General features: G+C 63.1%; 10 protein-coding genes. 4 read left to right on the forward strand and 6 right to left on the reverse strand.

Translation table 11 applies throughout. The annotated features are described in order from the left end of the window. The coding region (locus SLNSH_RS23545) for a cache domain-containing protein (protein ID WP_196240308.1) at positions 1–713 on the reverse strand (713 nt) is incomplete at its 3' end. Positions 714–896: 183 nt separating this feature from the next. Between SLNSH_RS23545 and SLNSH_RS23550 the strand changes: the two genes are divergently transcribed. Genes SLNSH_RS23550 through SLNSH_RS24750 form a run of 3 tightly spaced genes read left to right on the forward strand, consistent with a single transcriptional unit; the run spans position 897 to position 2,305 of the window. Then, positions 897–1,688, forward strand: coding sequence for a Crp/Fnr family transcriptional regulator (locus tag SLNSH_RS23550; RefSeq protein WP_106340624.1), 792 nt, complete (start codon positions 897–899; stop codon positions 1,686–1,688). An 11-nt stretch (positions 1,689–1,699) separates the two neighbouring features. Then, positions 1,700–1,870: a hypothetical protein gene (locus tag SLNSH_RS25070; protein ID WP_158266877.1), complete on the forward strand. Its 171-nt coding sequence runs from the start codon at positions 1,700–1,702 to the stop codon at positions 1,868–1,870. 12 nt (positions 1,871–1,882) lie between these two features. Then, entirely contained in the window at positions 1,883–2,305 is a 423-nt protein-coding gene (locus SLNSH_RS24750; protein ID WP_146140367.1) for a hypothetical protein, read from the forward strand. Between the two features lie 657 nt (positions 2,306–2,962). Here SLNSH_RS24750 and SLNSH_RS23565 read toward each other — a convergent pair. From SLNSH_RS23565 to SLNSH_RS23585, 5 genes are all read right to left on the reverse strand, one after another. Continuing rightward, on the reverse strand, positions 2,963–4,417 hold the full coding sequence (locus SLNSH_RS23565; RefSeq protein WP_245422463.1) for a Do family serine endopeptidase: 1,455 nt from the start codon (positions 4,415–4,417) through the stop codon (positions 2,963–2,965). Between the two features lie 390 nt (positions 4,418–4,807). Further along, on the reverse strand, positions 4,808–5,728 hold the full coding sequence (locus tag SLNSH_RS23570) for a site-specific integrase (protein WP_106340632.1): 921 nt from the start codon (positions 5,726–5,728) through the stop codon (positions 4,808–4,810). A 134-nt stretch (positions 5,729–5,862) separates the two neighbouring features. After that, complete coding sequence (locus SLNSH_RS23575; protein ID WP_106340634.1) at positions 5,863–7,758, reverse strand: site-specific integrase; 1,896 nt, start codon at positions 7,756–7,758, stop codon at positions 5,863–5,865. A gap of 216 nt (positions 7,759–7,974) precedes the next feature. Beyond that, positions 7,975–8,190, reverse strand: coding sequence for a helix-turn-helix transcriptional regulator (locus SLNSH_RS25770; RefSeq protein ID WP_106340636.1), 216 nt, complete (start codon positions 8,188–8,190; stop codon positions 7,975–7,977). A 101-nt stretch (positions 8,191–8,291) separates the two neighbouring features. After that, a complete protein-coding gene (locus tag SLNSH_RS23585; RefSeq protein ID WP_146140369.1) occupies positions 8,292–9,275 on the reverse strand; it encodes a hypothetical protein in 984 nt (327 codons plus the stop codon). Between the two features lie 410 nt (positions 9,276–9,685). Between SLNSH_RS23585 and SLNSH_RS23590 the strand changes: the two genes are divergently transcribed. Then, complete coding sequence (locus SLNSH_RS23590; protein WP_158266878.1) at positions 9,686–10,903, forward strand: restriction endonuclease; 1,218 nt, start codon at positions 9,686–9,688, stop codon at positions 10,901–10,903. The last annotated feature ends 997 nt before the right edge of the window (positions 10,904–11,900 follow it).

Here is an 11,900-nt window from a genome sequence, read left to right on the forward strand (position 1 = left end):
CTGTCCTTGCTGGTGCTGGCGATCACGACCCCGCGCGCATCGACCACGGCGCCGACCCAGTCCTTGGGCGCGCCCGCGTAGCGAAGCAGCGAGATGACGGCCGAGGGCTCCAGGAGCGTGCTCACCACATAGCGGATCTCGCTCGAGCGGTCGACCGGGACCCGAATCGCGATCAACCGTCGTCCCGAGACGCTACCGACAGGCCCGATGCCTCCCACGACCGGGCGACCTGTGCGGATCACCTCCTGCAGGCTTTCCCGGTCCGCCGTCCGCCCAAGCGGCTGCCCGATGGGCCGGAACAGGTTCATCACTTGATTTCCGTCCAGGTTCACGAGTTCCACAGTCTCCCAGAGCGGGTGGGCCAGCTTGACCCGGGCGGCCTCCACGTAGAAGGCGCTCAGGTCGGGCTGATCCTTTCGATCGAGGGCGGTAGAGGAAGCCAGAGTCTGGAGCACTTGCTGCTGGCTGGAAAGCTCGGCCGAGACCTTCTCGGCGACCTGAGCGGCCGTGGCCTGCGCCTCCAGCCAGGCGGACTCGCGGCCGCTATCGGCAAGCACGTACGCCACCAGCCCGCCGAAAAAGCAGATCGGCAACGCCGCCGCCATGGCCATGGCGACAAGGGGGAAGTGCCCCTTCGCCCGCGTCGCGCGGGCGCTAGCCTCGACAGGACGCGGCAGAAGAGCCGGGGAAGCGGGTGTGGACTGGTCAACCATGCGCCTCTCCGCGAGCCGCCATGCGCAGAATGGCGCGGACCGCGTCGCTCCAGTTAACGCCCCCCGGACCGCTTATCGGCGTCGGGAATTTCCTGACCTTCGTCCGAAGTCCCTGACTCGAAGCCCGGTGGGCGTTCCAGCAAAATCGAACGCCTCGACCATTCTGCTCAGGAAGGGCTTCTCATGCTCGGCGACCCGATCTTTCATCACCTTGTGGAACCCGGACGAGCGACTCAGGCCCGAGCGCGCCGGTGGTCACCCAAGAACGTGATTATCGGGCAAATGGGGCCGGAGCTCCAGCGCGTGCTGTGCGATGCAGCGGAGCCTGTTCGACTTCGATCTAGGCAGATGCTCGAAGACGTAGCCATGGAGTGCAGGCACGTCTACTTCATCGAGACAGGTCGGGTCTCGCTGATGGCTCGCTCCGGGCCGGGGAAAACGGTCGATATCGGCGTCCTTGACCGCCGCGACTTTGTCGGGCTCTCGCTCGCGTTTGGCGAGACGCGGTCGTCGCTGCGCGTGGTCGTGCAGGAACCGGGCGAGGCGCTCAGGGTGAGCGCTGAAACGTTCACGAAGCTTCTGGACGCTATTCCGGACCTTCGGCGCAAGCTGCTGGTCTACATGCATCGTGTCTACGCCCGAAACGCACAGATTGCACTTTGCAACGTCCATCATCCTCTCGCTCAACGGGTCGCACGTTGGCTGGCGTGGGTCGCGGACCGTGACGAGCAGGTGCAGGAGATCCGCCTTACCCACGACCAGCTCGCCCGCAATCTCGGCGTTCGGCGCGCCACCATCAGTGAGGCGCTCGGCCAGTTGGAAGCACAGGGTCTGCTGCAAAGGCGCCGCGGCGCGATTGTCGTGCACACGGACCAAATCGCGCGCGAAGCCTGCTGCTGCTTGAGGATGTTGCGCAGAACCGAGGAGCCTGAGCCCGAGGTGGGCCGCCGCCTCAGCCCTCTTCTGTGCAGCTAGGGAGTTGGAAGATGGGAATCGAAATCGTTCTGCTGGCCGGGCTCGCGGCCGGCCTCAAGGCCGAGGCGGCGTTCCGCCCCCGCTGGCGAGACCAGTCCGAAGCCATAGCGCTCCTGCTCGGCTTAATCGCGCTGTGCGGTGTCGTGCTTTGGTTTTTGCGCTTCGTGACTCCGTCCGCCTGAAAGGGAAATCTCATGCCGCTGTCGTTCCGCAATGCGGGCGCTTTTTCCGGTCGCCGGTCAGGATCCCCGAGGCCACGCTCCCCGGCAGAACGCCAGGGCTATTTCGACGGGACGCTCGGTACGGAGGGTGACGATGTTCCTGTCCCGGGCGGCGTCGAAGCGACTGGCGATTCAACGGGAAAACGCCAAGCTCAGGGCATGAAGAGTCTGCCCGATCGCAATGCCACGGTGGAACTGCTCAAGAAGATGACGGTGCCGAGCCCGACCGCGGGGGGCACGGTCACCTGCCAAGCCGGGGAACGGGGGGCAGTGGTCTACCAATCCAACGATCACATCATCGCTTCGGTGTCGGACTTGGTCACCGGCAGCCCTAAGGCTTTCCTCGACTTACGCCTGGCGCGCATCGGGATAGACTTCACGCTGGCAAGGGAGTGATCCAGGACGCCTAGGTTCGCGGCAGCCTCGCTGAGGGGAGCAGAGGCTCCGCATCAGGGAGGGAGGCGCCGCCGCGCCCCCTCCCATTTCCCCTGTCGGGCGCTCGATGGTCACGATCATCAGAAGGCGCCAAGACGAACAAGAAGCACGGGAGGAGTTGAACGCATGGAGATTAGGGCGATCGCGGTTAGTCAGAAGGATCACAAGGCCATCGTGCTGCTGCGCTCGGAAGACGGCGCTGCACCCGACCAAGACTGGGTTCAATGTCAGGTTGTGATCGATTGGTCAGGCGAACAGTCCATGCAACAAATCCGAGAGACGGCATTGGCACGGTTTGTCGCTTTCGCGAGGGAACTGGCCAGGACATGTAGCCCCCCAGGACACGATGGGGTCATCGAGGGGCAAGCCTTGGACCGGAACGCCGCCTGACGTGCTGCGTGGCGGCCTTGGTCTGCCAAGCGCAGCCTGCGCTCCGTGCTCACGGCGGCTCAGGAAAGATCCAGCAGCGTTCTCCGCGAAGGTGTTGCGGCGGGAATGGCGCCGCAGATGCAGGATCCCTGGCCCGTGTTGGTCCATTGACGTTGCCTGATGGCCAAGGTCCTCCTCCCCGGGTTCGCCCCCAGTGGATCTGGCACGAGCCTCGCCCGTGCAGGAACGCTATCCCCCGACGGCGACGAAGACAGACTGCTCTCCGCGGCGCACACCCAGCAGCAACGGCCGCTTGTCGTGCTGGGCGGAAGCCCACGCTTGGGCTACATCCGACGGCTGGTCGACAGCCTTGTTGTTCACGGACACGATCACGTCGCCGGGTTGGATTCCGGCCTGCGCGGCCAAGCCGTCCTGCTCGACGCGCCCGACGAGAACGCCGCTTTCATTCGCCGGAAGTCCGAGTCGGCTGCGGATGGATGGGCTGAGCGAACCCACCGCCAAACCCATCTTCGAGCCTTCCGGGGGAGCTTCGAGCAGTCCGGTCTGCGGCTGTCCCACCTCCGTCCGCGCGGCGACTGTGACCAGGACGTCGCGATCCTTTCCGTCGCGGACGACCTGCAGATCCGCTTGCTGCCCGGGATGGAGCGCGGCCACTTCGCGAGAGACATCGTGGGCGCTATCCACCTGTTTTCCGTTCAGGCCGGTGATGATGTCGCCCGTGGACAGTCCGGCCTTTTGGGCCGGTGCGCCGGGTTCGACCCCTGCCACGAGAGCCCCGTTCGCGTTCGGACGCCCAAGAGCCTTCGCGATCGCCGGCGTAAGCTCCTGCAGACGGACGCCAATGAATCCGCGCTCGACCTTGCCGGTGTGGATCAGTTGGTCGGCGACCGCCTGCGCGGTGCGCGAGGGTATGGCGAAGCCGATGCCCACGGATCCGCCTGAGGGCGAATAGATGGCCGTGTTGACGCCGATCACCTCGCCGGCAGCGTTGAACAGCGGTCCTCCGGAATTGCCGCGGTTGATGGCCGCATCGGTCTGCAGATAATCGTCATATGGACCTGATTGGATGTCACGCGAGCGTGCGGATAGCACTCCAACCGACACCGTTCCCGTGAGGCCGAAAGGGCTGCCGATCGCGATCGTCCAGGCTCCGGGTTCGATCTTGTCCGAATCTCCCCACGTCGCGACATCCATATTTGGCCGGGGATCGATCTTGAGAACCGCGACGTCGGTGGACGGATCGCGGCCGACCAGCTTTGCAGGAACGTCGCTCTTGTCATTCAAGCGGACGTGGATCTCGGCCGCGTTCTCGACCACGTGGTTGTTTGTGACGATGTAACCGTCGCGATTGATGATGAAACCGGAGCCGAGCGCCATCCGGATTTGGGCGGTGTCGCCGCCCTGTCCGAACCGGCGTCGCAAGAGGTCTCGGAGGCTCGTGTCCTCCGAACCATCCTGGGCCTGTTGTTCGATCATCTGTCGGGTCAGGATCGCGACAACCGCGGGCATCTTCTGGTGCACAATCGCAGTAAAATCGGGCGGTCCCGACGGGATTTGTGCGACAGCTGGGGCGCTTAACGCAAGAAGGCCAGCAACAAGAGCATAGGCGGGGAAACGAGGCATGGCTTTGATTCCCTTTTGGTCAGGGCCGGGCTGCTTCACCGGCCCATAACCGCTGTTCAAGTCATGTCCCGAGCACTGGTTCGGACGAATGCCTTCCCCTTAGTCCGCCACCGGACGTCTAACGAGCGCATTTCAAGGTAGCCTCGATCTCGGCCAAGGTCGCCTTCTCGGCGTAGCTGACCTGAACGCCGCCGAAACCCAGGTGTCGCTCATCGAAAAGCGAACTGGCAACATACGAAGCTGTCAAATGGCGGAGCAGAAAGAGACTGACGCCCATGGCGGCGGGCGAAACTGACGCGCCGCCATCGACGTTTGCTACAAGGCAAGCCTCTGGCCGGATGCACCATCAAGGTCTGCTTGGGGTCGGGAGCGGCCCGTCGGCAGGCTCAGGCCTAAGGTCTGCTTAAGGTCGGAAGCGGCCTCTTGGGCCACATGAGCCCAATCCGCCTCTCACCTGAGATCCTGGATCAGCCGACCGTAGGCCTTAACTGCATGGACGGATGACGCCCGATTATAGTGCAGCTCAGTGACCCTCGGATCTGTATGCTGCAACAGCGCACTGGCCATATGCGGGCGTTCGCCCGCGTGTGCCGCGACGGTCGAAGCGGCTGCGCTGCGAAACAGATGGGGGCTAAGGGCGACCCCAATGGCCTCTTGCGTCCGCAACGTGATCGCTCTTTGAACCGCGCTGTAGCTCATGCCCTCACGAGTCTGTCCGGAGATCCACAACGGTCCCGCAGCTTCGCTCCCCCGCCCCCTTTCACCCCCCAAGAGCAGGGGCCGAAAGTGCTCCAAGTAGGCTTCGATGTAGGGCGCCAACACGGTCGGGACGGGCCGTTCGTCAGGACGCCGGGATTTTGTTTCGTGCTCAGATAGGATTATCGCCCAATGATCTCCTTCACGGCAGAAATTCTGGCCGATCATCAGGCTGGCGAAGTTCTTCAGACGAATAGGGCAATGGGCAAGCAAGGCGACCATCAAGCCGTCGCGTGCCACCCTCGCACTTCGGAAGCTAGGAGATCGGCAAAGCGTGCCCTGGAACAAGCTCAAACCAGCCTCGACAAGAACTGGTGTTTCCCGAATCCGAGCGCGCTTGTCCTTGGGCTCGGCCAGGAATTCGAGATCGAGGGCGAGTTCGACGAGCCATCCAAAATCTTGCTTCGGTGCCAGGGCCCGGGCCGCGTCGAGCAGCTTCCGGATGGATCCCGCCGAAGTGACGCTGCTAACGTTGCGCTGAAGTTGTTCACAGTACGCGTGCACACGATCTGGCGTGACGTAGGCGGCTGGCGACAGGTTATCCCTCAGCGGCTCCGACCGGGCGACGAAGGATAGAAAGTAGCTATAGCGACGCTGCAGCTCCTGGCGTGACACAGGAGCGAGGTGACCAAGCCGCCCTCCCCTCCTGAGCCGCGCCGGCTTCTCACAGACGCATAGCCATTCATCCCGGTCCCCACTCGGCCAGCGGACCAGGGGGAGCGATGTGCTCGCAGGGGACTTTTCGCGGCTCATGGCAGGGCCTGCTGTTTGGTGTGAAGCGAGGACACGAGGCGCGAGAATTGAACGTTGGCCTCCGCCGTTTCGAGCCCGACGTAGAAATTCATGGTGGTTTGCACGTTCTTGTGGCCCAGGACGCGGCGGACAAATTCATAATTGCCGGGATGCGCGCGAAGGATTAGAGCCCCTGCGATATGTCGAAATTGGTGCGGAGTGATGCTCCGCCCGATCTCCTTCAAAATTCTGTCTGTAATCTGCTGCGACAGTGTTGTAGTAAACTTGAATTCCGAGTCACTCCCGCCAGGAAACAGGGCGTCCCCGTTATGGCCGCGCAGCAGCACAGGGCGATATTCATGGATGTACTGGTCGATGAAGGCCGTAGTCTCCGGCGTAAGCGGGAAATCGAGATTGACCCGATTTTTCACGTCATAATGCGGAAAGGTGATGAGAGCGGGTTCCCCCGCCCCAGCCGGCTTGACGTAATTCGTTCCGATCAGAATCGAGCAGAGATTGCGCATACGAACGGGGGCGAAGAGCAGAATTTCGATCGCGACGGCGACTTGCGCGAGGGCGGCCGCCTTGACCGGTGCGTGCCTCTGGGTGGTGCGCGCTCTTGCCATCAGATGGCCGGGCAGATTGGTTAGATCGCTGACGAATTTGGCACTGCGCACTAGGCGCACGACTTCCCGGTTTTTAGGCGTGAGCCCTCGAACGCGCTCCTCCTCCAGTAAGCTCCACATCTCCTTCAGCTCGTCGCGGTCGGAGGGCGCCACGTTCGTCGAGGCATGGGCTAGCTTGTAGAACATTCGCGCGAGATCGATCGCGTACACTGGCGTTCTGCCGTCCTCTCGCCCGGCATAGGCCTCGAGGATCAACTTCGCCCGCCTTGGCGTGAGTAGGGCTGCAAAGGACACGAGCTCATCAAGGGGTTCGCCGAGCATCACCGCCTTCCGAATGGCTGCGACGATGCGGGCCCGCTCCATTCTGACGGTGCTGGCTGCTGCCGGTCTGAATCGACGTCCGGCCGCGTCTTTTCGTGCACGCGACTTATCGGCCAAGTAGCCGTCGATCTCCGTGCGCAGCGATCGGGGGAATTCCTCCCAGCTTGGCCCCTGGTGTCTTAAAATAGCAGGCGCGAGCAGGGTGACCTCAGGCCAGCCTTCGATTTGGTCGCGCGCTCGGTTCCATAGCCGCGCGATGCGTCTACGTGCCTTGTCGGACGCGTCCAATGCGGTTGTCTCGGCTCGGTAGCGCATCAGCTGATCGAGGACGGTCTCGTTGACCGCCTCAGGCGCAATTCGCCGGGCGGAGCAGAAGCGAAACAAGGTGGACAGTGCGCCACGGGTGGCGAGTTTTGGTATCCGTCGCCAGAGGCGCTCCCAATCCGGAGTTAGTGGAGCGCCGCGCCTTGGCAAATCGTGTTCTTCGGCCAGCCAATTCAGCGCAGATAGAACATTCGATCGGTGGTTCGCCAACGTCTGCTTAGCGCATCCAAGCCGGGCGAAATGAAGCTGGTCGACCCGAATTCGAACGGACGTCCAACGGGCCGGTATCGTGTTCAGGGGTCTGTCCAGGTAGCGCCCGATTGAACGCAATGACGTGATCCAGTGCCTGCGCTTTTTATCGGGTACTTCCTCCGCCCGTGCGAGCAGCTCGATCGCGCCGGCGAATGTCAGTTCGTGCACCGTCCCAGCGGGAATTGCGACGGCCGCATCGTCTCCTCCCGAGGAGCGGGTGTCGGTGCCCAGAGTGGGTATGTCCCTTTCAGCCGCGAGCGGAGCAACCTCCATTGGCGTCGCCACCATGGGGGCGATCACGGGCTCCGAGGCGTCGGGGCATTCTTCGATGGGCTCGCGTGGTTGGAACAGCTCGAACTGAGCGGGGTCACTCTTACGCCGAAGGGCCATTAGGACGACCTCCAATTGCACAGGCGTTGACGGCGATGGACAGGCATTGCCACAGCATATTTATGGTATTATGCCCCATATGTACAGGCTATCTGTACACTTGTGCTTTATACTAATCTTTATAGCCGAAGGTATACGCTCGTAGCCCGTCGCGTTTTCTTCTGGATTGCCGTTACCCTGCACACGCATCACCATCGCATGTGCGGATATTACTCTTCAGAAGGTCTCGGAGGTGGACGTCCGAGAGCGCGAGCGCAGATAGTCCGAGATGGCGGAAGCGTGGTAACGGACCGAGCGGCCCAACTTGATAAAACGGGGGCCGGAGCCAATAAGCCGACTTTTGGCCAGCCAGCTCCTGCTCACGCCAAGCAGCTGCGCGACTTCGTTTTCGTTCAGAAGGCGGTCTGCCGTCCGTTCTGCATTCCGGTCCATAAGCGACCTCCGTTAGGCACGAGCGAATTGCTCAGGCGCTTTGGAGGTACCGGGTGGGAATCACATGTAATAGCCCACGGCTGATTACTGAGGATTCGATTTCATTCCTCGTTGGCCGGCAAATCGGCCTGGGGTGATGTGTCAAAATTGCCACTGCTCGGCCTTCGCCCCGGAGAGGAGAAGCCCTTACATGAAGCCTTGTCCGCAGCATCCCAGGACCGCTCGAATGCCGCGTTTGGCAGGCGGTTACCCCCGGTTAGCTCGCGAATCTTCTTCTTGGAGAGGACCGGCTCATTTTCGGCCATGTAGGCGGTCAGGCGGCGGGTATATTCCTTCTCTTCCCTCGATGTATGGCGTTGCTTCCCAGCCACTGGGTCCGATACGCCGGCCACCGCGGGATTCGCGGTGCCCTCGTGCGGCTCCTCCTCGGGCCCAACCTGCTCCTCATTTGCCCTTGCTCCGTCGGACGAACCGAATATTCCGAGCTCCTCGGCGATAACGTCCAGCTCTTCGGGCCAGCTAAGCGGCACGAAATGGGTGGAGAATGCGCATTCGCCCGAGGCCGCCCTCATCAATCCGGCCCGGTAATCGGTTAGTTCGAAATGGCTCCAACTGTCCGGGGGCAGGACCTTGAAGGGGCCGGTCGGCGACTGCCGGCACACGACTGCCCACTTCGAGTCCCGCACACAACGCTGAAGCTCGTAATTCCACTGAGTCCAGAGCTGTTCAGCGAACAGGTTAGGCTGGCTGAAGTCATCAGGATGCTCCAACCAGCCGATCATGTTTTTGGGATCGCGCAATTCATCCGGCGTCCCCCCCACTATCCGGTAATAGCCAGATGGCCCATCGTCGATCTGGAAGACCGGATCGCCCAATCTCCGAATGCGCAATATCGGACTTAATGGATAGCGAATTGTGATTTCGTCAGCACGGATCGACTTACCAACCTCGACTAGACGCGTGGCGTAGCTGTTGAAGATGCTCTCCCCGAGTGCATGCAGGGTCTGTTGAGATCCAGGTGCGGCACCGAAGAAGGGGAATATCTTGGCCCATGGGACCCAGTGAGGACGTGGAAGAACTACCAATTTTCACCTCCAGCTGAGCACGCGGATTGTTCGCCTCTGCCTGATCATACGCAGCCCCCGACGTACCGGCTCCGCTGGTGGCAAGCGCAGCCGCATCTGGTCTCAATTACTAACAGGCCAAACGGGCCACGCCTCCTCGTAGTTGGCGAACGCCGGCCTGAACGACCGCTTTGCCCGCGAGCGGCCGACGCCCGAGCCGGAGAAGGCGATGCGCCCCATTCGCGACCGGGTAGCCCGAGGATCAGGCGCGTGAACGGATCGGCTTGGGTCGCCTCGTCAGGGATCTTGACGGGCCCGCGGAGCCCGCCGACGTGATCTGATGGAAGATCGCCAGCCGGCGATTCCCGAAACGGCGGCCGGGAAAGCCGCTGACGAGCCTCCTAAATGGCTCACAAGGCATGCCGCGGTCCATGGCTCCCCCGACGACGACACGCACGCTCGCGCAGCTCCACTTCGAGGACCTCGATCCGCGTCGCTTCGAGGACTTGGTCAGGCAGCTCGCCTACGATTTCCGGGACTGGGCACGGATCGAGGCGACCGGACGCGCGGGATCGGACGACGGCTTCGACGCGCGGGCGGTCGAGAAGGTGCTCGCTGCGACAGCGAATCCCGAGGACGACGGCGGGTATGAGGAGGGGGAAACCGCCCCGAGTCCCGGCCGGCTCTGGCTGATCCAGTGCAAGCGCGAGAAGTCGCTGCCGCCCGGCAAGGTCGCCGGCTACTTGGAGGGGCTGCGCGAGGCCGTCGAGGCGGAGGGCGTCTACGGGATCGTGTTCGCGGCCGCGTGCGATTTCTCCAAGCATGCCCGCGACAAGTTCTTCGAGATGGCACGCAACCTCGGCCTTCAGGAAGCTTACATGTGGGGGAAAGGGGAGCTGGAGGACATGCTCTTCCAGCCCAAGAACGACGGTCTCCTGTTCGCCTACTTCGGCTTCTCGCTCTCGACCAGGCGGCGCACGCTCAAGACGGACCTCCGGGCGAAGCTCGCGGCCAAGCGAAAGGCGGCGCGGCACCTCGAAGTAAACCGGGACGTCCTCGTCCGCTACGCCGGGGCGGACAAGTACCCGGAACAACATCCAGACGAGTCGCTGCTGCCGATGGATCGGAAGCAATGGCGCCTCTGGACCTACGAGGGGTTGGCCTGGGACGGCCTTCGCTTCAGCATCGGGAGGCACTTCGCCTGGATGGGGCCGGACGGCTCATGGGACTGGGCGCGCGAGATGAACGACGCTCGCCCGCACTTCGGAGACGAGCACTGGGAGCGGTCAGAAACCGAGCGGCGGCGCAAGGACAGGCACCAGATGATGGAGTTCTGGATGTCGCTGCCCGAGGAAGAGCGCGGGTGGCTCGAAGTGTCGGCCGTCATCCCGTTCCAGAACGTGGTCGAGATCGACGAGCACGGAGACGACATCGCCGAGGCGCCGCACGTGTACGTTCTGGACTGGGATGCTAGCGACGGCCCCTTCGCAGGCTGGTATCCGAGACTGACGCTCGGCGGGACCCTGCACGGCCGATACGTCGACTTTGATCCCGAGAAGGAAGTTGACAAGTTCCCGGCCTATGACCCCGACTGGAAGCCTGCGCCATGCCCGGCCGATCCCGACAACGACGAAGCCGTCGAGGATTGAGTTACGGCTGCGGGCCGGCGCTCGCCGCGCGTTGATCCGCATGGCCCCGAGGCGGTTCCCGGACTCGACATTGCCGAGACCGACGCAGTCCGGGACGTCTACAAGGGCGGGCTCGATCCGCAAGGTGCGCTGCATCCTGAGGTCCATGCACTTAAGAAGGGAACCGTGACGGCACGGGCCCCTCGTCGTCAGTAGTGGATCGACTGCTTCATAAGCTTCCAGTTGAGGTAGGTTGGCGGACGGCCGCCCTTACCGATCCCTGTGACAGGGCCGGTCAGCCGGAACCAAGAAGACCACCATCCCCCAGGATGACGACGATGCCGAACCCGCCTCTAGATGGGACGGGGACCGGTGGGTGCATGATGAGTTTCTCCCGTTCGATAGAGGTTGTGGCGAGGGGACGGGATCGCACCCCGTCCCGGCCCTTACAGATGGCGGAGCACCGTCCGCAGGGCGGTGCGGTCGCCGACCCAGTCCCGGGCGGTGCGGGCGACCTTGGCTCCCTCGCCGTTCTTCGAAGGGGCGCGGTTGGGTCAGCTCGTGCAGGACGACGCCGGCCGCAGCGCAGACGGCGGTGCCGGGGCCCGTGAGCGGGCAGACAGCCTTGACGCCGACGACGACGCCGGTGACGGGTTCGGCAGCGGCCGGGGTGGCAGCACCGGCGAGAGTCAGACCCAGGAACACCGTGCCGACGAGGCCCGCAAAGCGGGCCCGGACGGTTCCCGAGGCGTCCGCCTTACGAGGCCCCTCTGCCTGACCCGTTCTCGGCCGAAATGGGAGCCAGCAAGCGCCGCGTTCGGCCGAAGAGGCGAAAGCCTCGTCTCGCCTCGTAGGTTCAATGAGTTTCGCCTCAGAGGACAGGTCCAGCTGCTTGACAACTGCGCCGCTGACATCGTGCTGACATGCCCTCGCGGCCAGCCTTACCCGACAACAAAAAACCCGCCATGTCATTGACACGGCGGGCTTATTTTGGTTGCGGGGGCAGGATTTGAACCTG

This window comes from Alsobacter soli (genome assembly GCF_003004785.1).
In the GTDB taxonomy this organism is placed as follows: Bacteria; Pseudomonadota; Alphaproteobacteria; order Rhizobiales; family Beijerinckiaceae; genus Alsobacter; species Alsobacter soli.